At 63.8% G+C, this 25,545-nt stretch carries 22 protein-coding genes; 12 read left to right on the forward strand and 10 right to left on the reverse strand.

Features of this window, described 5'->3' with window-relative positions:
• Positions 1 to 69: 69 nt before the first annotated feature.
• The 9 genes from F3J44_RS06000 to F3J44_RS06040 all read left to right on the forward strand — a co-directional run bounded on the left by F3J44_RS06000 (position 70) and on the right by F3J44_RS06040 (position 13,691).
• Positions 70 to 669 carry a LysE/ArgO family amino acid transporter gene (locus F3J44_RS06000; protein ID WP_167061547.1) on the forward strand — a complete coding sequence of 200 codons (600 nt, stop codon included), beginning with the start codon at positions 70 to 72 and terminating at the stop codon, positions 667 to 669.
• A gap of 358 nt (positions 670 to 1,027) precedes the next feature.
• A complete protein-coding gene (locus F3J44_RS06005; RefSeq protein WP_167061540.1) occupies positions 1,028 to 1,624 on the forward strand; it encodes a superoxide dismutase in 597 nt (198 codons plus the stop codon).
• 296 nt (positions 1,625 to 1,920) lie between these two features.
• Positions 1,921 to 3,924: a putative bifunctional diguanylate cyclase/phosphodiesterase gene (locus tag F3J44_RS30220; protein WP_370526706.1), complete on the forward strand. Its 2,004-nt coding sequence runs from the start codon at positions 1,921 to 1,923 to the stop codon at positions 3,922 to 3,924.
• A gap of 172 nt (positions 3,925 to 4,096) precedes the next feature.
• Entirely contained in the window at positions 4,097 to 5,434 is a 1,338-nt protein-coding gene (locus F3J44_RS06015) for an imelysin family protein (protein ID WP_167271162.1), read from the forward strand.
• A gap of 255 nt (positions 5,435 to 5,689) precedes the next feature.
• Positions 5,690 to 7,117 carry a di-heme oxidoredictase family protein gene (locus F3J44_RS06020; RefSeq protein WP_167061520.1) on the forward strand — a complete coding sequence of 476 codons (1,428 nt, stop codon included), beginning with the start codon at positions 5,690 to 5,692 and terminating at the stop codon, positions 7,115 to 7,117.
• A 19-nt stretch (positions 7,118 to 7,136) separates the two neighbouring features.
• A complete protein-coding gene (locus tag F3J44_RS06025; protein WP_167061513.1) occupies positions 7,137 to 8,201 on the forward strand; it encodes an imelysin family protein in 1,065 nt (354 codons plus the stop codon).
• A gap of 2 nt (positions 8,202 to 8,203) precedes the next feature.
• Positions 8,204 to 9,301 (forward strand): DUF1513 domain-containing protein, encoded by a 1,098-nt coding sequence (locus tag F3J44_RS06030; RefSeq protein WP_167271164.1) that lies wholly within the window; start codon positions 8,204 to 8,206, stop codon positions 9,299 to 9,301.
• A gap of 183 nt (positions 9,302 to 9,484) precedes the next feature.
• Positions 9,485 to 10,633, forward strand: a complete 1,149-nt coding sequence (locus tag F3J44_RS06035) for an efflux RND transporter periplasmic adaptor subunit (protein ID WP_167061504.1) — start codon at positions 9,485 to 9,487, stop codon at positions 10,631 to 10,633.
• 13 nt (positions 10,634 to 10,646) lie between these two features.
• On the forward strand, positions 10,647 to 13,691 hold the full coding sequence (locus F3J44_RS06040) for a multidrug efflux RND transporter permease subunit (RefSeq protein WP_167271166.1): 3,045 nt from the start codon (positions 10,647 to 10,649) through the stop codon (positions 13,689 to 13,691).
• 161 nt (positions 13,692 to 13,852) lie between these two features.
• Here the strand turns inward: F3J44_RS06040 and F3J44_RS06045 are convergent, their stop codons facing one another.
• From F3J44_RS06045 to colR, 5 genes are all read right to left on the reverse strand, one after another.
• Positions 13,853 to 14,083, reverse strand: a complete 231-nt coding sequence (locus tag F3J44_RS06045) for a hypothetical protein (RefSeq protein ID WP_167061497.1) — start codon at positions 14,081 to 14,083, stop codon at positions 13,853 to 13,855.
• A complete protein-coding gene (locus tag F3J44_RS06050) occupies positions 14,080 to 14,781 on the reverse strand; it encodes a lipopolysaccharide kinase InaA family protein (RefSeq protein ID WP_167061494.1) in 702 nt (233 codons plus the stop codon). The genes F3J44_RS06045 and F3J44_RS06050 overlap by 4 nt, the downstream gene beginning before the upstream one ends.
• A gap of 6 nt (positions 14,782 to 14,787) precedes the next feature.
• Positions 14,788 to 15,468 carry a class I SAM-dependent methyltransferase gene (locus F3J44_RS06055; RefSeq protein WP_167061492.1) on the reverse strand — a complete coding sequence of 227 codons (681 nt, stop codon included), beginning with the start codon at positions 15,466 to 15,468 and terminating at the stop codon, positions 14,788 to 14,790.
• A gap of 107 nt (positions 15,469 to 15,575) precedes the next feature.
• The gene (locus F3J44_RS06060) at positions 15,576 to 16,877 is read right to left on the reverse strand and encodes a HAMP domain-containing sensor histidine kinase (protein WP_167061489.1); all 1,302 of its coding nucleotides are present in this window, start codon (positions 16,875 to 16,877) and stop codon (positions 15,576 to 15,578) included.
• Positions 16,867 to 17,550 (reverse strand): two-component system response regulator ColR, encoded by a 684-nt coding sequence (colR, locus tag F3J44_RS06065; RefSeq protein ID WP_003255215.1) that lies wholly within the window; start codon positions 17,548 to 17,550, stop codon positions 16,867 to 16,869. The genes F3J44_RS06060 and colR overlap by 11 nt, the downstream gene beginning before the upstream one ends.
• 180 nt (positions 17,551 to 17,730) lie before the next feature.
• Here colR and F3J44_RS06070 point away from each other — a divergent pair, with 180 nt between their 5' ends.
• Positions 17,731 to 18,459 (forward strand): phosphatase PAP2 family protein, encoded by a 729-nt coding sequence (locus F3J44_RS06070; RefSeq protein ID WP_167271168.1) that lies wholly within the window; start codon positions 17,731 to 17,733, stop codon positions 18,457 to 18,459.
• A gap of 198 nt (positions 18,460 to 18,657) precedes the next feature.
• On the opposite strand, the gene groL is transcribed toward F3J44_RS06070, so the two are convergent.
• The 5 genes from groL to F3J44_RS06095 form a co-directional block, all read right to left on the reverse strand.
• Positions 18,658 to 20,298: a chaperonin GroEL gene (groL, locus tag F3J44_RS06075; protein ID WP_167061481.1), complete on the reverse strand. Its 1,641-nt coding sequence runs from the start codon at positions 20,296 to 20,298 to the stop codon at positions 18,658 to 18,660.
• 50 nt (positions 20,299 to 20,348) lie between these two features.
• The gene (locus F3J44_RS06080) at positions 20,349 to 20,642 is read right to left on the reverse strand and encodes a co-chaperone GroES (RefSeq protein WP_009684394.1); all 294 of its coding nucleotides are present in this window, start codon (positions 20,640 to 20,642) and stop codon (positions 20,349 to 20,351) included.
• Positions 20,643 to 20,891: 249 nt separating this feature from the next.
• The gene (locus F3J44_RS06085) at positions 20,892 to 21,356 is read right to left on the reverse strand and encodes an FxsA family protein (RefSeq protein ID WP_167061478.1); all 465 of its coding nucleotides are present in this window, start codon (positions 21,354 to 21,356) and stop codon (positions 20,892 to 20,894) included.
• Between the two features lie 67 nt (positions 21,357 to 21,423).
• Complete coding sequence (locus F3J44_RS06090; RefSeq protein WP_167061475.1) at positions 21,424 to 22,155, reverse strand: HugZ family protein; 732 nt, start codon at positions 22,153 to 22,155, stop codon at positions 21,424 to 21,426.
• A gap of 195 nt (positions 22,156 to 22,350) precedes the next feature.
• On the reverse strand, positions 22,351 to 23,334 hold the full coding sequence (locus tag F3J44_RS06095; protein WP_205299712.1) for a DUF481 domain-containing protein: 984 nt from the start codon (positions 23,332 to 23,334) through the stop codon (positions 22,351 to 22,353).
• Positions 23,335 to 23,513: 179 nt separating this feature from the next.
• Between F3J44_RS06095 and F3J44_RS06100 the strand changes: the two genes are divergently transcribed.
• Positions 23,514 to 23,867, forward strand: a complete 354-nt coding sequence (locus F3J44_RS06100; protein WP_167271172.1) for an MGMT family protein — start codon at positions 23,514 to 23,516, stop codon at positions 23,865 to 23,867.
• Positions 23,868 to 23,911: 44 nt separating this feature from the next.
• Positions 23,912 to 25,459, forward strand: a complete 1,548-nt coding sequence (locus F3J44_RS06105) for an AmpG family muropeptide MFS transporter (RefSeq protein ID WP_167061466.1) — start codon at positions 23,912 to 23,914, stop codon at positions 25,457 to 25,459.
• Positions 25,460 to 25,545 lie beyond the last annotated feature (86 nt).

The raw sequence follows: 25,545 nt of genomic DNA on the forward strand, positions 1-25,545 counted from the left end.
TCTTATACAGCCGCCATGGCGACAATGGCCAGCATCTTTTCTGGCTGTTTATTTTCGGGAGCCTGTGCCATGTGGCAAAGCTATATCAACGGCATGCTGGTGGCCTTCGGCCTGATCATGGCCATCGGCGCGCAGAACGCCTTCGTCCTCGCCCAGAGCCTGCGCCGTGAACACCACCTGCCGGTGGCGGCGCTGTGCATCGTCTGCGATGCCATCCTGGTCGCGGCCGGGGTGTTCGGCCTGGCCACGGTACTGGCGCACAACCCGACGCTGCTGGCCATCGCCCGCTGGGGCGGCGCGGTGTTCCTGATCTGGTACGGCGCCAAGGCGCTGCGCAGCGCCTGCTCGAAGCAGAGCCTGCAGCACCAGGAGGGCCAGGGCATGCGGTCACGCCGGGCAGTGCTGCTCAGCGCCCTGGCGGTGACCCTGCTCAACCCCCATGTCTACCTCGACACCGTGCTGCTGATTGGCTCGCTGGGCGCCCAGCAGACGGTGCCCGGCGCCTACGTGGCCGGTGCCGCCAGTGCCTCGCTGCTGTGGTTCTCGACCCTGGCGATCGGCGCGGCGTGGCTGGCGCCGTGGTTGGCCCGCCCGGCCACCTGGCGGTTGTTGGACCTGATGGTGGCGGTGATGATGTTTGCCGTGGCAGCGCAGTTGGTATTTGGGTGAATGAGCGCCGCTGGCGCGGCGCATCGCAGGCAAGCCTGCTCCTACATTGGACGCCTGCGCCAATGGCACAGCATTGATTGGCCCGAAACAGATGTAGGAGCAGGCTTGCCTGCGATGCGCCGCGCCAGCGGCGCTCATTCACCCAGGCGCTGAAAGGCTTACGGCATACACCACCGGTCGGCCCGCTCCAACCGCTCTGGAACCTCTATTCCCTATGTTTGTTGCGTGGTTATGCGCCGGGCCCGGTGCTATGATCCAGCCCCTGCGTCGCAAAGAGTAAAAACTCGCCGACGTATATCGGGCCGCCCGTGATCGGCCTTGCGCAAACCGCAAACAGACCTGAATCAGGAGATCCACCATGGCTTTTGAATTGCCGCCGCTGCCGTACGCCCACGATGCCCTGCAGCCGCACATCTCCAAGGAAACCCTGGAGTTTCACCACGACAAGCACCACAACACCTATGTCGTGAACCTGAACAACCTGGTCCCAGGCACCGAATTCGAAGGCAAGACCCTGGAAGAGATCGTCAAGAGCTCTTCGGGCGGCATCTTCAACAACGCCGCTCAAGTCTGGAACCACACCTTCTACTGGAACTGCCTGTCGCCAAACGGCGGCGGCCAGCCAACTGGCGCCCTGGCCGAGGCCATCAACGCCGCATTCGGTTCCTTCGACAAGTTCAAGGAAGAGTTCACCAAGACTTCGGTCGGCACCTTCGGTTCCGGCTGGGGCTGGCTGGTGAAGAAGGCTGACGGTTCCCTGGCACTGGCCAGCACCATCGGCGCCGGCTGCCCGCTGACCAGCGGCGACACCCCGCTGCTGACCTGCGACGTCTGGGAACACGCCTACTACATCGACTACCGCAACGTGCGTCCTAAGTACGTCGAGGCGTTCTGGAACCTGGTCAACTGGGCCTTCGTGGCCGAGCAGTTCGAAGGCAACACCTTCAAGGCCTGATTCGTTCAGCCCTGACCCAAGAAACCCGGCCCTGTGCCGGGTTTTTTTGTGCCTGTGCCCGCAAGCAGGCCAACACGGTTTTGCTTGCTCAGCCCGTATAGCGCGCTAACATCAAACCTCTGGAAGTTTGGCAGCGCGCACTCAAGTTGCAGGGTCGGGCAACCGATACACTTCCCATGGTAGGCCGATAGTGTATTGCCAACGTTAATGGCAAAATGATGCCATGCGCATGGATTAAGGAAACCCCATTGAAGCTGGAATTGCGGAACAGCTTATCGGTCAAGTTGCTCAGGGTCGTGCTTCTTTCGGCGCTGGCGGTCGGCGTCGTCCTTAGCTGCGCGCAGATCGTCTACGACACCTACAAGACCCGCCAGGCCGTCAACAACGATGCCCAGCGCATCCTCGACATGTTCCGCGACCCTTCCACCCAGGCGGTGTACAGCCTCGACCGGGAAATGGGCATGCAGGTGATGGAAGGCCTGTTCCAGGACGACTCGGTGCGCATGGCCTCGATCGGCCACCCCAACGAAACCATGCTCGCGGAAAAATCCCGCCCGCTGCAGGACATGTCCATGCGCTGGCTCACCGACCTGTTCCTTGGCCAGGAGCGCACCTACACCACCCAACTGGTCGGCCGTGGCCCGTACAGCGAATACTACGGCGACCTGAGCATCACCCTCGACACCGCCTCCTACGGCGAGGACTTCCTGGTCAACGCGATCATCATCTTCGTGTCCGGCGTGCTGCGCGCCCTGGCCATGGGCCTGGTGCTGTACCTGGTGTACCACTGGCTGCTGACCAAGCCGCTGTCGAAGATCATCGAGCACCTGACCCAGATCAACCCCGACCGCCCCAGCCAGCACCAGATCCCGCTGCTCAAGGGCCACGAGAAGAACGAACTGGGCATCTGGGTGAACACGGCCAACCAACTGCTGGCCTCGATCGAACGCAACACCCACCTGCGCCATGAAGCCGAGAACAGCCTGCAGCGCATGGCCCAGTACGATTTCCTCACCGGCCTGCCCAACCGCCAGCAATTGCAGCAGCAACTGGACAAGATTCTGGTCGACGGCGGCCGCCTGCAACATCGGGTGGCCGTGCTGTGCGTGGGCCTGGACGACTTCAAGGGCATCAACGAGCAGTTCAGCTACCAGGTGGGCGACCAATTGCTGCTGGCCCTGGCCGACCGCTTGCGCGCCCACAGTGGCCGCCTGGGCGCCCTGGCGCGGCTGGGCGGTGACCAGTTCGCCCTGGTTCAGGCCAATATCGAGCAGCCCTACGAAGCCGCGGAACTGGCCCAGAGCATTCTCGACGACCTGGAAGTGCCATTCGGCTTCGAGCACCAGCAAATCCGCCTGCGCGCCACCATCGGCATCACCCTGTTCCCCGAAGACGGCGACAGCACCGAGAAACTGCTGCAAAAAGCCGAGCAGACCATGACCCTGGCCAAGGCCCGCTCGCGCAACCGCTACCAGTTCTACATCGCCAGCGTCGACAGCGAGATGCGCCGCCGCCGCGAGCTGGAAAAAGACTTGCGCGAAGCCCTGCCGCGCAACCAGCTGTACCTGGTGTACCAGCCGCAGATCAGCTACCGCGACCACCGCGTGGTCGGCGTGGAAGCGCTGCTGCGCTGGCAGCACCCGGAACTGGGCATGGTGCCGCCCGACCAGTTCATTCCCTTGGCCGAGCAGAACGGCAGCATCATCGCCATCGGCGAGTGGGTACTCGACCAGGCCTGCCGCCAACTGCGCGAATGGCACGACCTGGGGTTCGTCGAGCTGCGCATGGCGGTCAACCTGTCCACCGTGCAGTTGCACCACAACGAGCTGCCACGGGTGGTCAACAACCTGATGCAGGCGCACCGCCTGCCACCGCGCAGCCTGGAGCTGGAAGTTACCGAAACCGGCCTGATGGAAGACATCAGCACCGCCGCCCAGCACCTGCTGAGCCTGCGCCGCTCCGGGGCGATGATCGCCATCGACGACTTCGGCACCGGCTACTCCTCGCTCAGCTACCTCAAGTCGCTGCCGCTGGACAAGATCAAGATCGACAAGAGCTTCGTCCAGGACCTGCTCGACGACGATGACGACGCCACCATCGTGCGCGCCATCATCCAGCTGGGCAAAAGCCTGGGCATGCAGGTGATCGCCGAGGGCGTGGAAAGCGCCGAGCAGGAAACCTACATCATCGCCCAGGGCTGCCATGAGGGTCAGGGTTACCACTACAGCAAACCACTGCCTTCGCGCGAACTGACCAACTTCCTCAAGCAGGCGCAGCGTAACCAGGTGTCCGTGCTGTAACGCTGCACACTCGGGTTGCACGCCATGGTTACAGGCCATGACGCGCATTTACATGAATTGCGCGTGCGCCCCTTTACAGCAAATGCAAATCTTTCGCATGATGTTGCGGTTTCGCGTGCCACGGCGCACGGCCTAACCCTTGGTCCAACCACACGACGCAGGAAAACCAATAATGATTCGTATGCCTCTGGCCTCCGCCAGTCTGCTGGCCATCGCCATCGCTCTCGCCGGTTGCGGTGAAGGCAAAGACGACAAGGCCGCCGCCCCGCAAGCCCAGGCACCTGCTGCCGCCAGCACCACCGCTGCGGCCCCTGGCACAGTCGATGAAGCGGCCGGCAAGGCCGTGGTCAAGCATTACGCCGAGATGGTCTTTGCCGTATACAGCGACTCGCTGAGCACCGCCAAGACCCTGCAAACCGCGATCGACGCCTTCCTCGCCAAGCCAGGCGACGACACCCTGAAGGCCGCCAAGGAAGCCTGGGCCGCCGCGCGCGTTCCGTACCTGCAGAGCGAAGCCTTCCGCTTCGGCAACACCATCATCGACGACTGGGAAGGCCAGGTGAACTCGTGGCCGCTGGACGAAGGCCTGATCGACTACGTCGACAAGAGCTACGAGCACGCCCTGGGCAACCCTGCGGCCAACGCCAACATCATCGCCAACACCGAGATCCAGGTGGGCGAAGAGAAGGTCGACGTCAAGGACATCACCCCCGAGAAGCTGGCCAGCCTGAATGAACTGGCAGGTTCCGAGGCCAACGTCGCCACCGGCTACCACGCCATCGAATTCCTGCTCTGGGGCCAGGACCTCAACGGCACCGGCCCAGGCGCCGGCAACCGTCCGTACACCGACTACCTCGAAGGCCAGGGTGCCACCGGCGGCCACAACGACCGTCGTCGCGCCTACCTGAAGGCCGTGACCGACCTGCTGGTCAAGGACCTCGAAGAGATGGTCGGCAACTGGGCGCCGAACGTCGCCGACAACTACCGCGCCACCCTGGAAGCAGAACCTGCCAGCGATGGCCTGCGCAAGATGCTGTTCGGCATGGGCAGCCTGTCGCTGGGCGAACTGGCCGGCGAGCGCATGAAGGTTTCGCTGGAAGCCAACTCGCCGGAAGACGAGCAGGACTGCTTCAGCGACAACACCCACTACTCGCACTTCTACGATGCCCTGGGCATTCGCAACGTCTACCTGGGCGAGTACACCCGCGTCGACGGCACCAAGCTGAGCGGCCCAAGCCTGTCGTCGCTGGTGGCCAAGGCCGACCCGGCGACCGACAGCACCCTGAAGGCCGACCTGGACGCCACCCAGGCCAAGATCCAGGTCATGGTCGACCATGCGCTCAAGGGCGAGCACTACGACCAGCTGATCGCCGCCGACAACCCTGCCGGCAACCAGATCGTGCGCGATGCCATCGCCTCGCTGGTCAAGCAGACAGGCGCCATCGAGCAGGCCGCCGGCAAGCTGGGCATTGCCAACCTGAACCCGGATACTGCTGACCACGAGTTCTGATCAGTCGTTTCGGTTCTGCAAAGAGGCGGCCTTCGGGTCGCCTTTTTTCTGTGCGGGCCCTTTCGCGGGGCAAGCCCGCTCCTACATCTCAACCTGTGTAGGCGCGGACTTGCCCCGCGAAAGGGCCGGCACAGTCAATGAAAATGCTGGCATTTCACATCCTTTTCACCCAGGCAATTGCAAATTGCTCTTATTCAAACAGGGCTGGCCTGCTAAGCTTGCACGCCGGTTTTTCGTCCACGCCCAGGATTTTGCATGTCCTCGTCGCTGTCCCGACTTTCCCCCTTGCTGCTGGCCCTTGCCCTTGCCGCCTGTGATGACGCCCCGCGTTTCACCCAGGCCGAGCCGGGCGAAGCGCTGTCTGGCGGCCAGGCAACCGTGCAGCGCAGCGACCGCAGTGCCTTTTCCATGCCCTCGGCCAACCTTTCGCCCGAGCGGCGCCTGGACTTCTCGGTGGGCAACAGTTTCTTCCGCAGCCCCTGGGTGATCGCCCCGTCCACCACCACTGCCCGCGATGGCCTGGGCCCGCTGTTCAACACCACGGCCTGCCAGAACTGCCACGTGCGCGATGGCCGCGGCCACCCGCCCGAGCCTGGCGACAGCAATGCGGTGGGCATGCTGGTACGCCTGTCGATCCCCGACCAGCCGTACCTGGCCAAGGTGATCGAACGCCTGGGCGTGGTTCCCGAGCCGGTCTACGGCACGCAGCTGCAGGACATGGCCATCCCCGGCGTGGCGCCGGAGGGCAAGGTGCGGGTGAGCTACACCACGCAAACCGTCACCTTCAAGGACGGCCACCCGGTCGAGCTGCGCCGCCCTGCCCTGCAGATCACCCAGCTCGGCTACGGCCCGATGCACCCCGACACCCGCTTCTCGGCCCGCGTGGCCCCGCCGATGATCGGCCTGGGCCTGCTCGAAGCCATTCCCGAAGCCGATATCCTGGCCAACGAAGACCCCGACGACCACAACCGCGACGGTATCCGCGGGCGTGCCAACCGGGTCTGGGACGATGCCCAGGGCAAGACCGTGGTCGGCCGCTTCGGCTGGAAAGCCGGGCAGCCCAACGTCAACCAGCAGAACGTGCACGCCTTCAGTGGCGACATGGGCCTGACCAGCACCCTGCAACCGAAGGACGACTGCACCGCGGCGCAGGTAGACTGCCTGGCCGCGCCCAATGGCGACGGTGAAGGCGGTGAAAAGGAAGTCAGCGACAATATCCTGCGCCTGGTCACCTTCTACACCCGCAACCTCGGCGTACCTGCCCGCCGTGACGTCGGCGCGCCGCAGGTGCTGGCCGGCAAGAACCTGTTCTTCCAGGCCGGTTGCCAGGCCTGCCATGTGCCGCAGTTCACCACCGGAGCCAACAGCGCAGAACCGGAGCTGGCGCACCAGGTGATCCGCCCCTACAGCGACCTGCTGCTGCACGACATGGGCCCGGGCCTGGCCGACGAGCGCACCGAATTCGCCGCCAACGGCCAGGACTGGCGCACCCCGCCCCTGTGGGGCATCGGCCTGACCGAAACCGTCAGTGGCCACACCCAGTACCTGCACGACGGCCGCGCCCGCAACCTGCTCGAAGCCGTGCTCTGGCACGGCGGCGAGGCGCAGGCGGCGCGCGACCATGTATTGACCTTCAATGCCGAGCAGCGCGCCGCGCTGCTGGCGTTCCTGAACTCACTTTAAAACGCGCAAGGAGCCGGGCATGTTCCGACCCAAACTGTTGTTCACCAGCCTCGCCGCACTCGCCCTGGGTGCCTGCTCGCCACAAGACCCACAAGCGGTCACCTCCGCTGCCATCGCCAAGCAGGTCATCCTGCCGACCTACAGCCGCTGGGTCGAAGCCGACCGCCAGTTGGCGGCCAGCGCCCTGGCCTACTGCGAAGGCAAGGAAAGCCTGGACACCGCACGCGCCGACTTCCTCAATGCACAGAAAGCCTGGGCCGAGCTGCAACCCCTGCTGGTCGGCCCGCTGGCCGAAGGCAACCGCGCCTGGCAAGTGCAATTCTGGCCCGACAAGAAGAACCTGGTCGGCCGCCAGGTCGAGCAACTGGTCAATGGTGACAAGCCCGTCGATGCCGCGGCCCTGGGCAAGGCCAGCGTCGTGGTACGTGGCCTCTCGGCCTACGAATACATCCTGTTCGACAGCAAGCCTGACATCGCTACCGCCGAGCAGAAGGCCCGTTACTGCCCGCTGCTGGTGGCCATCGGCGAACACCAGAAGGTGCTGGCCGAGGAAATCCTCAAGAGCTGGAACAGCACCGACGGCATGCTGTCGCAGATGACCAAGTTCCCCAACCAGCGCTACGCCGACTCCCACGAGGCCATCGCCGACCTGCTGCGCTCCCAGGTAACGGCACTGGACACCCTGAAGAAGAAGCTGGGCGCGCCGATGGGCCGCCAGAGCAAGGGCATCCCGCAGCCGCTGCAGGCCGAAGCCTGGCGCAGCCACTCGTCGATGAAGAGCCTGGAAGCTACCCTCAAGGCCGCCCAGGCCGTGTGGGTGGGTGTCGACAACCAGGGCCTGCGCGGCCTGCTGCCCAGCGATCAGAAAGCCCTGGCGCAGAAGATCGACGACGCCTACGCTACTGCCCTCAAACTGCTGGCCGACAACCAGAAGACCCTCGGCGAGCTGCTGGCCGACGACGCCGGCCAGCAGACCCTCAACCAGATCTACGATGCCCTCAACGTCGTCCACCGCCTGCACGAAGGCGACCTGGCCAAGGCGTTGAACATTCAGCTGGGCTTCAATGCCAACGACGGTGACTGATCATGCTGCGACGCCAGGCCCTCAAACTCGGTAGCGTATTGCTCAGCGCCCTGACCCTGGGCGGCTGGAGCCTGCTGCGCAACAAGGGTAGCGAACCGCTGCTGTTGTCGGCGCGTGACGATGGCGACGGCAAGCACTACGCAGTCGGGTTCCGCCTGGATGGCACCCAGGTGTTCAGCACCCAGGTGGCCCAGCGTTGCCATGCCATCATCAACCACCCCGAGCTGCCGATCGCCCTGTTCGTCGCCCGCCGCCCCGGCACCGAAAGCTACCTGCTGGACCTTCGTGACGGGCGCCTGCTGCAAACCATCGCGTCGCAGCCGAACCGGCACTTCTATGGCCACGCGGTGATCCACAAGGGCGGCGAATGGCTGTACGCCACCGAGAACGACACCACCGACCCGGGGCGTGGCGTGCTCGGCGTGTACCGTTTCGAGGGCGAGCGCCTGGTGTACACCGGGGAAATCCCGACCCACGGCATCGGCCCCCATGAACTGGCCTGGCTGCCGGACGGCGAAACCCTGATCGTGGCCAACGGTGGCATTCGCACCGAAGCCGAGAGCCGGGTCGAGATGAACCTCAACGCCATGGAGCCGAGCCTGGTGCTGATGCAGCGCGATGGCACCCTGCTGAGCAAGGAAACCCTGGCCCAGCAGATGAACAGCGTGCGCCACCTGGCGGTGGGCGAAGATGGCACGATCGCGGCCTGCCAGCAGTTCATGGGCGATGCCGACGAAACCGCCGAGTTGCTGGCAATCAAGCGCCCGGGCGAGCCGTTCAAGGCGTTCCCGGTGCCGGAACACCAGTTGCAGTCGATGGCCCAGTACACCGCCAGCGTCGCCATTCACAGCGACCTGCGCCTGGTGGCACTGACCGCGCCACGGGCCAATCGCCTGTTCGTCTGGGACCTGGACAGCGGGGCGGTGAAGCTCGATGCGCCGATGCCCGATTGCGCCGGTGTCGGGGCGGTGAAGGATGGCTTCGTCGTCACCTCCGGGCAGGGGCGTTGCCGCTTCTATGATTGCCGCAAGGGCGAGCTGGTCGGGCAACCGATGAAGCTGCCTTCCGGGTTTTGGGACAACCATTTGCACCTGGCTTGAGGGCCCTTTCGCGGGGCAAGCCCGCTCCTACAAGAGCGGGCCTGCCCCGCGAAGAGGCCGCCACAGGCAATCAACTCCCCTTCCCCCGAAAAACAGTCAATACTTCGTCTATCCACACGTGGGCAGGATCGCCCGTTGTCGTGTCAAAACGCATAACAACCCAGCCTCCAAGGAACCGGAACCATGGTCCGTCGCCGCATGCTCATCATGTTGGCCGTCGTACTGCTGATCGTGCTGGCCCTGGCGGGCTACAAGGGCTTCTCGATCTATAAACAGGTCCAGATGTTCACCGCCCCCCGGCCACCGATCACCGTCGCCGCCGCCCAGGCCGAACAACGCCAATGGCAAGAACGCCTGCCCGCCGTGGGCAGCCTGCGGGCGCTGCAGGGCGTTGACCTGAGCCTTGAAGTGGAAGGCATCGTCAAGGCGCTGTATTTCGATTCCGGGCAAAAGGTGAAAGCCGGGCAACCGCTGCTGCAACTGAACGACGACCAGGAGTCGGCCCTGCTCGGCACCGCCCAGGCCGACCTGGGCCTGGCCAAGGTCGACTTCGGCCGTGGCAGCCAACTGGTGGGCGATGCGGCCATCTCCCGTGGCGAGTTCGACCGGCTCAATTCCCAGTACCGGCGCAACCAGGCGGTGGTCGAACAGCTCAAGGCGCAGAAGACCAAGAAAAGCCTCAACGCCCCGTTCAGCGGCACCCTCGGCATCCGCCAGGTGGACATCGGCCAGTACCTGGCCGCCGGCACCATGATCGCCACCTTGCAAGACCTCTCCAGCCTGTACGTCGACTTCAACGTACCGGAGCAGGCCCTGCCGCACCTGAGCCTGGGCCAGCAAGTACTGGTGCAGGTGGCCGCCTACCCTGGCCAGACCTTCCCCGCCAGCCTGAGCGCGATCAACCCCAAGGTCGATGAAAACACCCGCAACCTGTTGCTGCGCGCAACCCTGGCCAACCCCGATGGCAAGCTGCTGCCGGGCATGTTCGCCAACCTGCTGGTCCTGTTGCCCGACCCGCAGCCGCAAGTGGTGGTGCCGGAAAGCGCCATCACCTACACCCTGTACGGCAACTCGGTGTACGTCGCCACACCGAAAAAGGACCAGGACGGCAACCCGCAGCACGATGACAATGGCCAGCCCCAGCTCACTGCCGAGCAGCGCACCGTGCAGACCGGCGAGCGCCGCGACGGCGTGGTGGTGGTCAGCAAGGGGCTCAAGGCCGGCGAGCAGGTGGTCACCGCAGGCCAGCTCAAGCTGACCCCAGGCGCGGCGATCCGCATTGGCCAGGACAGCGCGCTCAAGCCCGACCAGGGCGCCAGGCGCACGGACTGAACGGGAGGCAGGCATGGCATTCACCGACCCGTTCATCCGCCGCCCGGTACTGGCCACGGTGGTCAGCCTGCTGATTCTGCTGCTGGGTTTCCAGGCCTGGAACAAGCTGCAGATCCGCCAGTACCCGCGAATGGAAAACGCCCTGATCACGGTGACCACCGCCTACCCTGGGGCCAACGCCGAAACCATCCAGGGCTACATCACCCAGCCCTTGCAGCAGAGCCTGGCCAGTGCCGAGGGCATCGACTACATGACCTCGGTGAGCCGGCAGAACTTTTCGGTGATCTCCATCTACGCACGCATCGGCGCCGACAGCGATCGGCTGTTCACCGAGTTGCTGGCCAAGGCCAACGAAGTGCGCAACCAGCTGCCGCAGGACTCCGAAGACCCGGTGCTGAGCAAGGAAGCTGCCGACGCCTCGGCGCTGATGTACATCAGCTTCTACAGCAAGGAAATGAGCAACCCGCAGATCACCGACTACCTGTCGCGGGTGATCCAGCCCAAGCTGGCCACCCTGCCGGGCATGGCCGAGGCCGAGATTCTCGGCAACCAGGTATTCGCCATGCGCATCTGGATCGACCCGGTGAAGCTGGCCGGTTTCGGCCTTTCGGCCACCGATGTGACCAGTGCCGTGCGCCGCTACAACTTCCTTTCCGCCGCTGGCGAGGTGAAGGGCGAATACACCGTCACCAGCATCAACGCCAGCACCGAGCTGAAATCCGCCGAAGCGTTCGCCGCGTTGCCGGTCAAGGTGTCCGGTGACAGCCGGGTGCTGCTGGGCGACGTGGCGCGGGTGGAGATGGGTGCGGAGAACTACGACACGGTCAGCTCGTTCGACGGCACGCCGTCGGTGTACATCGGCATCAAGGCCACCCCGGCGGCCAACCCGCTGGAGGTCATCAAGGAAGTGCGCAAGATCATGCCCGAGCTGCAAGGCCAGCTGCCTGAAGCGCTCAAGGTGTCGATCGCCTACGACGCCACGCTGTTCATCCAGGCGTCCATCGACGAGGTGATCAAGACCCTGGGCGAGGCGGTGCTGATCGTCATCGTGGTGGTGTTCCTGTTCCTCGGCGCCCTGCGCTCGGTGCTGATCCCGGTGGTGACCATTCCCCTGTCGATGATCGGCGTGTTGTTCTTCATGCAGATGATGGGCTATTCGCTGAACCTGCTGACATTGCTGGCCATGGTGCTGGCCATCGGCCTGGTGGTGGACGATGCCATCGTCGTGGTGGAGAACATCCACCGGCACATGGAAGAAGGCAAGACACCGTTCGACGCAGCGCTTGAGGGCGCGCGGGAAATTGCCATGCCGGTGGTGTCGATGACCATCACCCTGGCGGCGGTGTACGCCCCCATCGGTTTTCTCACTGGGCTGACCGGTGCGCTGTTCAAGGAGTTCGCCCTCACCCTGGCCGGGGCGGTGGTGATTTCCGGGATTGTTGCCCTGACCCTGTCACCCATGATGTGCGCCCTGCTGCTGCGCCCGGAGCACAATGCCAGTGGCCTGGCCCACCGCCTGGACGTGCTGTTCGAACGCCTCAAGGGGCGTTACCAGCGCCTGTTGCACGCCACCCTCGACAGCCGCCCGGTGGTGCTGGTGTTCGCGGTGATCATCCTGTGCCTGATCCCGGTGCTGCTCAAGTTCACCCAGAACGAGCTGGCGCCCAACGAGGACCAGGGCGTGATCTTCATGATGAGCAGTTCGCCGCAGCCGGCCAACCTTGACTACCTGAACGCCTACACCGACCAGTTCACGCCGCTATTCAAGAGCTTTCCCGAATACTATTCGTCGTTCCAGATCAACGGTTTCAACGGTGTGCAGAGCGGTATCGGCGGGTTCCTGCTCAAGCCCTGGAACGAGCGCGAGCGCACCCAGATGCAGCTGCTGCCCCTGGTGCAGGCCAAGCTCGAACAGATTGGCGGGCTGCAGATCTTCGGCTTCAACCTGCCGTCGCTGCCGGGCACCGGCGAGGGCTTGCCATTTCAGTTCGTGATCAACACCGCCGGCGACTACCCGGCCCTGCTGGAGGTGGCGCAGCGGGTCAAGCAGCGGGCCCAGGCCTCGGGCAAGTTCGCCTTCCTCGACATCGACCTGGCCTTCGACAAGCCCGAGGTGGTGGTTGATATCGACCGGGCCAAGGCCGCGCAAATGGGCGTGTCCATGGACACCCTGGGCGGCAGCCTGGCCACCCTGCTGGGCGAAGGGGAAATCAACCGGTTCACCCTGGAGGGGCGCAGCTACAAGGTGATCGCCCAGGTCGAGCGGCCCTACCGTGACAACCCCGGCTGGCTGAACAGCTACTACGTGAAGAACGAGCAGGGCCAGTTGCTGCCCCTGTCGACCCTGATCACCCTCAACGACCGCGCCCGCCCGCGCCAGCTCAACCAGTTCCAGCAACTGAACGCCGCGATCATTCAGGGCGTGCCGATGGTCAGCATCGGCGAGGCCTTGCAGACGGTGCTGGACATTGCCCGCGAGGAGGCGCCGGAGGGCTTCTCCTTCGACTATGCCGGCACGGCGCGGCAATACGTGCAGGAAGGCAGCGCGCTGTGGGTAACCTTTGGCCTGGCGCTGGCGATCATCTTCCTGGTATTGGCGGCGCAGTTCGAAAGCTTCCGCGACCCGCTGGTGATTCTGGTAACGGTGCCGCTGTCGATCTGTGGGGCATTGCTGCCGCTGTTCCTGGGGATTTCCAGCATGAACATCTATACCCAGGTGGGGCTGGTGACGCTGATCGGGTTAATCAGCAAGCACGGTATCCTGATCGTCGAATTCGCCAACCAACTGCGCGAGGAAAAAGGCCTGGGCGTGCGCGAGGCGATCGAAGATGCAGCGGCGATCCGCCTGCGGCCAGTGCTGATGACCACGGCGGCGATGGTGTTCGGCATGGTGCCGTTGATTCTGGCGACCGGGGCCGGGGCGGTCAGCCGGTTCGACATCGGTACGGTGATTGCCACGGGGATGTCCATTGGCACGCTATTTACCCTGTTCGTGCTGCCGTGCATCTACACCCTGCTGGCCCACAGGTCCGAAGCCAAACACCCCGCAGCCGCCTGACGTCCCTGTAGGAGCGGGCTTGCCCCGCGAACACCGGCGCAGCCGGTGCCATGCACCGCACGGCCTGTTTCGCGGGGCAAGCCCGCTCCTACAAAAAATATGTTTTAAACCATAAAACAAAGGCCCCGCGAGTGCGGGGCCTTTGCTTGCTCAAGCCAATTTCAGCCAAATGGCCGAAGTCCCTGGCGCATGCCGAACAGGAACAGCAACAGATCATGATCTGGCGCCACCTGCGCGTGCTGCTGCTTCACTTCCCGCGGCAACGCGCACTGCGCCGCCTGCTCAGCCTTGCTGAACACCACAGGACGCGGCTCTTCCCAGGCAGCGACCGCCGCAGTGGTCACAGCCAAGCCAGCCACCAGGAACAAAGCTCGAGCGATTTCTAGTTTCATTGCCCTAACCCTTTGACAGCGCTGCCAAACGCCATCTGATAAAAATAGAGCAGCGTTTGCCATTCCGCGTCGTTGAGCGACGAGTGGCGGCGCAGCTGGCGCAGGTCATTGCCGGCCGCACGCTGGCAGCTGATCCGCCGCCGGCATTTCTCCAGGTCCAGCAACGCCACCTCGACGCGGGCCTGCTCGCCCTCGCCAATCACCTTGATGAACACATGCTTGCCGTACAGGCAGCCATGCTGCCAATGCCCCAGGTGCATGCGCGCCAGGTTGTCGGCCAGGTCCTTGAGCATGCGCTCGTGCACCACCTGCGGGTAACGCTCGCGCGCGCCCTGCTCGTGCCAGGTGTCGAGCTCGACGAAACCGTCCAGCGCCTCGCTCACCAGCAGCGCACGCCATTGGTGGTCGGCATCGCGCTCGGCGCCGCAGAAGACGATACGCGGTACGCGCACGCCCAATTGCTCGAAGCTGTTCAGCGCATCGAGTTCACGCAATACGGTTGGCCTGCCGAACGGATGCAGCAGGCTGCGGTAGATATGCCCCACCTGGCGCTTGGCATACAGCAGCTTGCCGCTGGCATCGTTCAGGCGTTGCACGCCACTTTCGCCACCACGCCGCTGGTTGGGCTCCTCGACCCATTCGCCCTGCTGGCGCCAGTAAAAATCGAACCGTGACTCCCCACTTTGGGCTACAGCCATCAAACACTACCCCTTGCGCAATACATAAACCCGCCACATGGCGTAGAACGGCAGGAAGTCGAGGCGTTCCTGGATTCTGAAGCCGGCGGCCTGAAATTCGGCCTCAACGGTTTCGGCCGGTAGCACGAAACGGTTCTGGTAGCTGCCCTGCTCGGCCTTGGCGTTGCGCTTGTGCTCAAGCTTCTTGCGCCGCCAGGCCTTGAAGTTGCCGTCCACCCACAGCGACAGGATCACGCTGTCGCGGGTCACCCGTTGAAACTCATCGAGAATCGTCTTGCGATGCGCGGCCTCGCCAATGTGGTGGAACAGGCGCATGCAGAAGATGCTGTCCACCGCGTTGTCCGGCAGGTCGATATCGAACGCCGAGGTTTGCAAGGGCCGTACCCGCGCCACCACCTGTGGTGGTTGCGCAGCGCGGGCGGTTTCAAGCATGTGTTCGGAGTTGTCGGCACCGATGATAACGCGGTTCGGCTTTTCCGCCAGCAGCGGCCAGAAACGGCCCGCACCACAGGGCAAATCGAGCACCAAGCCCGGTTCTCCGGCCAGCGCCAAGGCGTGCCGGGCCAGTTGCTCATCGCGTAGGTGCGACAGGCGACGGGCCAGGCCATCCTGGTGCTTGAGGAAGTACTCCTGGGCGTGCTGCTGGTCGTACTTCTCGGAAAATTCGAGTTTGATTGGGCTGCGCATCGGGCATCTCCTGACTCCAGAGCGCCCACCTTAGGTAAGCAAGCGTAGCCGTCTGGTCATGCCCGCGTGAAAAAAATGTAATCTAGTCTGTAAGATATATCATCTTGTTACTGAGAAGGGTCTGTTTTTTCCGCGCTTTGGCTCAGGTCTACCTGGAAACGGCAGCCATGGGGTGCGGCCGACGTCAGGGTGACGCGCCAGCCCTGGTCGTCACAAATCCGCTGCACCAGCGACAGCCCCAACCCCAGGCCCTCGCCACGGCGCTCCTCGCCGCGCACGAACGGCTGGAACATTTTTTCACGCTGCTCCTCAGGAATGCCCACACCGCTGTCCTCGACACTGAAGCCGTTGGCTTCCAGGCTCAGGCGGATATAGCCGCTGTCGGTGTAATGCGCAGCGTTACGCAACAGGTTGCCCATCACCGAGTGCAGGAAGGTGGCGTTGTACAGCAGCGGCCCGGCACTGACCCGGCCATCGAAGTACAGCGACAGGCCCTTTTGCTCGATGGTGTCGCGCCACACCCCGATCAGGTCATCGGCCACTTCGCGCAGCGTCGCCTGGGACGCTACCGCCCCCTGGTCGCGCTGGGCGCGGGCGAGCATCAGGAAGGTCTTGACCAGCTCGCGCATTTCTTCGGTGGCACGGGCAATGCGTTCCACCTGGCTGCGCGAACGGGTGTCGAGGTTGGGGTTTTCGATCAGCAGTTCGCACGAGGTGGCCAGCACCATCAGCGGCGTGCGCAGCTCGTGGCTGACATCGCTGGTGAACAGGCGCTCGCGGGTCAGCGCATCACGCAGCCGGCCCAAGGTGTCGTCGAAGGCCACCGCCAGCTGGCCCACTTCGTCGGCGGCATAATCGGGCGCCAACGGCGGCGCCAGGCCCAGCAACTGGTCGCGGTGGCGCACCTGGCGAGCCAGGCGGATCACCGGAGCCATCACCCGTCGCGCCAACAGCCAACCCAGCACCACGGCCAGCACCAGGCTAAGCACGAAGCCGACCACCACCACGGCGAACAGCACCCGCTCGCGTTCTTCGAAGTCGCTCTGGTCCTGCAGCAGCACGTAGCGCCGGCCATCGACGATCTCGACCATGGCGTGGTACGACAGCTGGTCGCGGAACACCTCATGGAAGCCGACGTCCAGGTGGCGCAGGTCCTTGGGCAGTTCGAAATCATCGCGCCCGCCGCTGAAGTAGAACAGCTGGTCCGGCCGTGGCCGGTGGCTCCAGTCGCTGACGCTGTCCATGCGCAGCAGGCGCTGCAGGTCACCGCCCAGCACCGAGGAAATCAACCGTTCCTCGACCAGATGCACGGTGGCGACGATGCCGAAGGCGAAGGCCCCGGCCACCAGCGCGCTCATCAGCGCAAAGGCGATGATGATGCGCTGGGCAAGGCTTTGCTTAAACTCCATCACGGCCCTCGGCGAGGCGATAGCCGACGCCATGGACGGTATGCAGCAGGGGTTTTTCGAACGGTTTGTCGATCACCTGGCGCAGCTGGTGCACATGGCTGCGCAGGCTGTCGCTGTCTGGGCAATCGTCGCCCCACAGGGCCTCTTCCAGCACTTCGCGGCGCAGCACGTGCGGGCTCTTCTGCATCAGCACGGCCAGCAGCTTGAGGCCTACCGGGTTGAGCTTGAGCAGGCGGCCCTGGCGGGTCACTTCAAGGGTGTCGAGGTCGTAGCTCAGGTCCGCCACCTGCAAGGTGCGGCGCCCGCCGCCCTGGGCCCGGCGCAGCACCGCCTCGATGCGCGCAGCCAGTTCCGACAGGGCAAAGGGCTTGAGCAAGTAGTCGTCGGCGCCCGAGCGGAAGCCCTGCAGGCGGTCGTCGAGCTGGTCGCGGGCGGTGAGCATTATCACCGGAGTATCGCGGCGGGCGTCCTCGCGCAGGCGTTTGCACAGGGTGTAGCCATCGATGCCGGGCAGCATGATGTCGAGCACGATCAGGTCGTAGTGTTCGGTGGCGGCCAGGTGCAGGCCAGACAGGCCGTCCTGGGCGCAGTCGACGGTGTAGCCCTTCATGCCAAGGTAGTCGGCCAGGTTGGCCAGGATATCGCGGTTGTCTTCAACCAAAAGAATACGCATCGGGTTCTCCTGTGCGGCGCTTCGCCGGGGTGCACGGCAGGCGCAGCTTAAGGCCATCGTCGGCACTGTGCCAGCCCTGGGGCAAACTCTGCGAACTTGACAGTTTTTTCACTGATCCTTCACGAACAGAGGATAGCGGGCGCATGACAATGCCCGGTCTTTTTACCCTCTGGAGTCGTCATGCAACAACGCACTCGGCCACGCCCGATCAACCCCTGGCTGTACCTGGGCATCCCGCTGGCGGTTGCCGTGGGCCTGGTTCTGATGGAGTTGACCTCGGTCGACATGGACGTCGCCAACCTGTTCTTCGACCCCGCTGCCGGGCAGTTCATCGGCCGCCACAGTTACCTGCTGGAAACCATCATGCATGACCGGGTCAAGCAGGTGGTCATTCTGATCGGCCTGTTGTCCCTGGGCACATACGCCTTGAGCTTCTTCTGGCAGAAGCTGTTCGGCTGGCGCCGGGAGCTGGGCTGCCTGGTGCTGGCGCTGGGACTGTCGACGGCGTTCGTCACGCCGCTGAAAAAGGTGACCCAGGTGCAGTGCCCGTGGAGCCTGACCCAGTTCGGCGGCAAGGAAACCTACAGCGAACTGCTGCAGCCCCGGCCTGCCACCGACAAACCGGGGCTGTGCTGGCCCGGTGGGCATGCGGCAACCGGGTTCTGCCTGTTCGGCCTGTTCTTCATGCTGCGTGACCGCAAACCAAAGCTTGCGCGGGTGGCGTTCGTGGTAGCCCTGGTGGCCGGCTCCGGGCTGGCGCTGGGCCGGATGATGCAGGGTGCGCATTTCCTGTCGCACAACGTGTGGACGGCAGTGTTCTGCTGGTTGATCGGCTTGGGGTCGTACTACTTCGTGTTGTACCGCAAAGGCCTGGCCGAAGCGCCAGCCGGCGAACAGCGCGTCGCCTGATTCGCCGCTAACACCTCAGAACCTTGTAGGAGCGGGCTTGCCCCGCGAACACCGGCGAAGCCGGTGCCATACACCGCGCCGCCTGCTTCGCGGGGCAAGCCCGCTCCTACAGAGGCCCGCAGGGCTGGAACGGAAGAACGAAAAAGCCCCGGTTCTTACGAACCGGGGCTTTTGCTTGGTGCAGGGGGTAAGGCTGGCTTACATCATGCCGCCCATGCCACCCATGCCGCCCATGTCAGGCATGCCAGCAGCTGGCTTGTCTTCCGGCAGGTCAGCAACCATGGCTTCGGTGGTGATCATCAGGCCGCCGATCGAAGCTGCAGCTTGCAGGGCCGAACGGGTGACCTTGGCTGGGTCCAGGATACCCATTTCGATCATGTCGCCGTATTCGCCGGTAGCAGCGTTGTAGCCGTAGTTGCCGGAACCTTGCTTGACCTTGTCAGCAACAACGCTTGGCTCGTCGCCGGCGTTGGCAGTGATCTGGCGCAGCGGGGCTTCTACAGCGCGGCGCAGCAGGGCGATACCGACGTTCTGGTCTTCGTTGTCGCCTTTGAGGCCGACAATGGCAGCCAGGGAGCGAACCAGGGCCACACCACCGCCAGGCACCACGCCTTCTTCAACGGCTGCACGGGTAGCGTGCAGGGCGTCTTCAACGCGGGCTTTCTTCTCTTTCATTTCAACTTCGGTGCCAGCACCGACCTTGATCACGGCAACACCGCCAGCCAGCTTGGCCAGACGCTCTTGCAGCTTCTCACGGTCGTAATCCGAGGAAGTTTCTTCGATCTGGGCACGGATCTGCTTGACGCGTGCTTCGATGTCGGCGTCAACGCCAGCACCGTCGATGATGGTGGTGTTTTCCTTGGACAGGATCACGCGCTTGGCGTTACCCAGGTGCTCCAGGGTAGTGGTTTCCAGGGTCAGGCCGATTTCTTCGGAGATGACCTGGCCACCAGTCAGGACAGCGATGTCCTGCAGCATGGCCTTGCGGCGGTCGCCGAAGCCCGGTGCCTTGACAGCAGCAACCTTGACGATGCCGCGCATGTTGTTGACGACCAGGGTAGCCAGGGCTTCGCCTTCGACGTCTTCAGCAACGATCAGCAGTGGGCGGCCGGCCTTGGCAACGGCTTCCAGAACTGGCAGCAGTTCGCGGATGTTGGAAATCTTCTTGTCGACCAGCAGCAGCAGCGGGCCTTCCAGCTCGGCAACCATGGTGTCTGGCTTGTTGACGAAGTATGGCGACAGGTAGCCACGGTCGAACTGCATGCCTTCTACGACAGACAGTTCGTTTTCCAGGCCCGAGCCTTCTTCAACGGTGATCACGCCTTCTTTACCGACTTTTTCCATGGCTTCGGCGATGATTTCACCGATGGAGTTGTCGGAGTTGGCGGAGATGGTACCTACCTGGGCGATGGCCTTGGAGTCGGCGCATGGCTTGGACAGGTTCTTCAGCTCGGCGACGATGGCAGCGGTGGCCTTGTCGATGCCGCGCTTGAGGTCCATTGGGTTCATGCCGGCAGCGACGGCTTTCAGGCCTTCGTTGACGATGGCCTGGGCCAGAACGGTAGCGGTGGTGGTGCCGTCACCGGCAGCGTCGTTGGCCTTGGAAGCGACTTCCTTGACCAACTGGGCGCCCATGTTCTCGAAGGCGTCTTTGAGCTCGATCTCTTTGGCGACGGAAACGCCGTCCTTGGTGATGGTTGGCGCGCCGAAGCTCTTGGCCAGAACCACGTTACGGCCTTTCGGGCCGAGGGTCGCTTTTACCGCGTCAGCCAGAACGTTGACACCAACCAGCATTTTCTTACGAGCGGAGTCGCCGAATTTTACGTCTTTAGCAGCCATGATCGTTTAATCCTTGGAAATTCTTTGGAGTAACGGGAAGTCGGGGGAAATCAGCCTTCGATAACGGCGAGGATTTCGTTCTCGGCCATGACCAGCAGGTCTTCGCCATCGACTTTCACGGTGTTGCTGCCCGAGTAAGGGCCGAAAACCACTTTGTCACCGACTTTTACGGCCAGGGCACGTACTTCGCCGTTTTCCAGAACGCGACCGGTGCCAACAGCAACGACTTCGCCGCGGTTTGGTTTTTCAGCGGCCGAACCCGGCAGGACGATACCGCCAGCGGTTTTCGATTCTTCTTCGCTGCGACGGATGACTACGCGGTCATGCAGAGGACGAAGCTTCATTGTCGATCTCTCCCAAATTGTGGTTTTCATCGGCCGGTATCGACACCGGCGGGTTGATGCGGTCCGGCGTGGCCGGGGGTGGCCCGCAAAGGGCGAACCACCTGTGTTTAGCCTGGCGTTGCCACCAGAAACCTTGCGGTGACCACATACATGAGGCCGCCATAATCAATTACAAGGCTTGCCATGCAAAAATTTTCAGCAGGCTGAAAAACACCGGGGCCGCTGATGCGGCCCCGGGGGTTGTGGGTGTCACTGTTTGTCGCGGCGCTCGTACTCGCCTTCGATCACGTTCGGCCGGTGGCCACCGTCTCGCGGCTGCGCCTGGAACGGGTCGTCCTGGAACGCACGCTGGCGCATGGCCTGGGCCTCGGCGCGCTCGCGCATCTTGCGCGCAGCCAGGTGGCGGCTGAACGGCAGCAGGCACAGCAGGCCCAGCACGTCGCTGATGAAGCCCGGCAGCAGCAACAGGCCGCCACCCACCGCCAGCATCAGGCCCTGGAACATGTCCTCGGCGGGCAACTCACCGCGCTGCAGGCTTTCACGGGCACGCAGGGCGGTGGCAAGGCCGGCCACGCGAATCACCAGCACGCCCAGGGCGGAGCCGGCGATGATCAGCAGCAGCGCCGGGAAGAAACCGATGGCCGCGCTGACCTTCACGAAGACGAACAGCTCCAGCACCGGGAACAGTAGAAACAGCAATAGAAAAGCACGCATCAAAGCATTCCTCGTCGGAAGAGACCCTTCCTGTAAGACCTACAGATGGATGCGTGAACGCAGCTTTTCAAGCCTCGACGTGCGTCGCGGTCGGCCATTGGTCGGCGCGGGCCAGCAAAACCAAGGCTTCGCGCACTTGTGTCGGCGTGTTGCAAGGGCTTGGGAATGGCAGCCAGTAGATGCCTTGGCCGATGCGCAGGTGCATGCCCTCGCTGTCGATACCCACCATGTGCGCCGCTGCGCTGCGTGGCAGGTCGCTCAGCTCTACATAGTGAGCGATGGCATTGGCGTGGTCGCTGTTCATGTGCTCGATCATGCTGGCCTCGGCCTTGCCCGCGAACGGGTTGGCCAGGGTTACCTGGTCGAGCCAGTGGATGGCACCGAAGCCGCCGATGTAGCGGTGACGCACCGGTTGCAGCACCCAGAAGTCGAAGTCGTGGGCCTTGTGGTAATTGGCGGCGTCGGGGAAATAGCGATAGTAGCGTTCGGCGGCGGCCTCGATGGCGGCCTCATCGACCAGCTTGTGGGCTTCGGCCATCAGCGTCAGGCGGCCAACCGCCTGCACGTCCTCGGCCTCGCGCTCGCCTACCAGCAACGAGCACTTGGGGTCTTTCTGCAGGTTGTGGGTGTGCTGGGCGATGCGGCTGATGAGAATCAGCGGGTTGCCCTCGGCGTCCAGGCAATAAGGCACCACCGAGCCGAACGGGAAACCGGGCATGGACTTGGAATGGGTAGAGAGCACGCCGCGGTACTCCTTGAGCAGCAGTTCCCGGGCGGGGCGGATGGCGTTGGTACTCACTGGGGGCGGCTCCTGATGGCGGGCTGGATGGGTGACACGATAAGCATTATCACCTGGGAGTGCCAGAGGGGCTGCGTTGCAGCCCATCGCGACGTGCCGTCGCTCCTACGGTAAATCCCACCCCTGCAGATCGCGCGCCCTCCCCCCGTAGGAGCGACGAGACGTCGCGATAGGGGCGCAACGCGCCCCCAGCGATTACCAGGTCACACCGAAGCCCGCGGTATAGCGGGTCTTGTCCAGGTCACTGTCCCGGGTGCCGCTGATGATGTCTTTCTCGGCCTTGAGGTTAAGCGATGCCCACTCGGTGACCTTGTAGCGCAGCCCCACCTCGGCATCCAGCGAGTAGTCTGCCGCGCCACCCAGTGGCTTGGCGAACTCGCCATTGGTGAACAGCTGCACGTTCTTGCCGATCAGGTAGCGGGTGTAGTCCCACTTCACCGCGGCGGAATAGAAGTTGTCCTTGGACCCGTCCTGGTACTCGAAGTCGGTGCGGTTGATCAGCGAACCCAGGGAGAACGCGCCCAGTTCATCATCCCAGAACTGGTAGCCAGGGCCGGTACCGACCGTGCGCTGGCGCGCCAGGTCTTCGATGCGGTCGCTCTTGTACTCAAGGCGCCCCTGCCAGAACCACTTCTCGGTGATGAAGCGGTCCAGTGCGTACTCGGCACTCCAGTTGTCGGTGGTGGTGACGTCGTCCTTGGTTTCGCGGTTGTACTCGCCTTCGGCATTGTGCCGCCAGCGCCCGTGGCGGGCGGTGGTCTTGAAGCTGACGTCGTAGTCGTCGCTGTCGGTTTCGGCGCGCTTGTAGTCCATCGCCACATCGACATTGCCCTTCCAGATGAAGTCCTCCACCAGCGGCTTGGGCTTCATAATCTGCTGGACACTGGCCAGGTCAACGGTTTTCGGCGCATCGCCATTGGCCAGGGTCACCTTGCCCGGCTCGGCGGCCTTGAGCGACTTGGCTTTTTCGCCGGTGTAGGCATCCTGCTTGACCAGCAGTTCCTGGTCGCTTTCCAGGGTCTTGACCTGCTTCCAGTCCAGCGAGATCGACCCGCCGTACGGGGTTTCCAACAACAGCTTGCCGCCGTCGAAGACCCGGATCTTGCCGCTCAGGCGGTCACCGTTCTTCATCCACACGGTGTCGGCCAGGGCCGGGGCGGCAAACAGCGAAGCAGTCATCAGGCACAGCAAGGATCTAGAATACATAAGCACGTTACGGGTTCGATTTGACGAAAAAGCCGGGCATTATCCAGATACCCGCTACCAGAGCAAGCACAGACCCAGGACCATGCCATTGAGTTCAACTCTCATTTGCCGCGACCATTCGTCCGGTTTCATCCCAGGCCAGGGCTGCCCTGATGTCTGAGCCGTATGCGCATGCCCTGGACTCGCCCGAGGCCCGACGAACGGCGCTGTATTCAGTGCTGGGCCAGGTGCCCGAAGGCAAGGTGGTGAGCTACGGCCAGCTTGCCGAACTGGCCGGGCTCGGGCGGGCGGCGCGCTGGGTTGGGCGCACCCTCGGGCAACTGCCAACCGATACCCGTCTGCCCTGGCACCGCGTGCTGGGCGCTGGCGGCCGGCTGAGCCTGGCGCTGGGCACGCCATCGGGTGATGAACAACGGGCCAGGCTGCGTGCGGAGGGTGTGAATGTAGCCAATAATCGTGTGGATATGACGCGCCATGGCTGGCGCCCAATGGAGCACAGCGGTTAGAGTGCGCGCTTTGTTTTCGCAAACTTTGAGGCAGATGTTGGCCCATGCCCCGTAAAACCTGGCGCGCTGCCCTTGCCGCCTATGCCAGTCCGTCAACCCTGGTACTCCTGCTGCTCGGCTTCGCCGCCGGCCTGCCCTACATGCTGGTGTTTTCAACCCTCTCGGTGTGGCTGCGCGAAGCGGGTGTTGCCCGTGAAACCATCGGCTACGCCAGCCTCATCGGCCTGGCCTATGCCTTCAAGTGGGTCTGGTCGCCGCTGCTCGACCAGTGGCGCCTGCCCTTGCTCGGCGGCCTGGGGCGGCGGCGTTCGTGGCTGCTGCTGTCGCAATCGCTGGTGGTGATCGGCCTGGTCGGCATGAGCCTGTGCGACCCGCAACAGCACCTGTCGTGGCTGATCGCCCTGGCCGTGCTGGTGGCGTTCGCCTCGGCCACCCAGGACATCGCCGTCGATGCCTACCGCCTGGAAATTGCCGATGACCAGCGCCAGGCCGCCCTGGCCGCCAGCTACATGGCCGGCTACCGGGTGGCCGCCCTGCTCGCCACCGCCGGCGCGCTGTTCTTCGCCGAATGGTTCGGCTCCACCGGTTTCAGCTACCTGCACAAGGCCTGGGCCGGCACCTACGTGCTGTTTGGCGTGATGATGCTGCCGGCGCTGTTCACCACCCTGGTGATGCGTGAGCCACCGGTGCCGATGCGCACCCAGCTGTCGGCTGCGCGCTACGGCCTGATGCACCAGATGGCCTCGGTGTTTGTGCTGATCATCCTGCTGGTATCGGTGCCGGCAAGCTTCACCCAGATGTTCAACACCGGCTGGTCCAGCGTGATTTCCGGCGATGCCACGCCGCTCGACCTGCTGCTCGAAGACCGCGCCTTCCTGCGCCTGATCCTCTACGTGCTGCTGACCTGGGCCTGCTTGTCGGGCATGGGCCGGCGCGGCCTCGCGCCGGTGTTGACGCCGGTAAACGACTTCATCGCCCGTTACCGCTGGCAGGCCCTGCTGCTGCTTGGGCTGATCGCCACCTACCGCATGTCCGACACGGTCATGGGGGTGATGGCCAACGTGTTCTACATCGACATGGGCTTCACCAAGGACGAAATCGCCAGCGTCAGCAAGATCTTCGGCCTGGTCATGACCCTGGTCGGCGCGGGTGTGGGCGGCCTGTTGATCGTGCGCTTCGGCATCCTGCCGATCCTGTTCATCGGCGGGGTTGCCTCGGCGGCCACCAACCTGCTGTTCCTGATGCTGTCGGACATGGGCCCGAACCTGGAAATGCTGGTGGTGACCATCTCGCTCGACAACTTCAGCTCGGGCCTGGCCACCTCGGCGTTCGTCGCCTACCTGTCGAGCCTGACCAACCTGAAGTTCTCGGCCACGCAATATGCGCTGCTAAGTTCGATCATGCTGTTGCTGCCACGGCTGATCGGCGGGTATTCGGGGGTGATGGTGGAGAAGTACGGCTACCACGACTTCTTCCTGATTACGGCGTTGCTGGGTGTGCCGACCTTGATCCTGATTGCCTTGCACTGGCGCCAGGAAGCGGGAAAGGGCAAGCCCGTGCCGGTTGAGAACCCGGCGGCCGAACAGCCCTGACAGTGCTTTTTAGCCTGTAGCGGCCTCTTCGCGGGGCAAGCCCGCTCCTACAAGGACCGCACAAACCTCAAATGGTGTGCGGTCCT

Source organism: Pantoea sp. Tr-811, from assembly GCF_011752535.1.
Taxonomy (GTDB): domain Bacteria; phylum Pseudomonadota; class Gammaproteobacteria; order Pseudomonadales; family Pseudomonadaceae; genus Aquipseudomonas.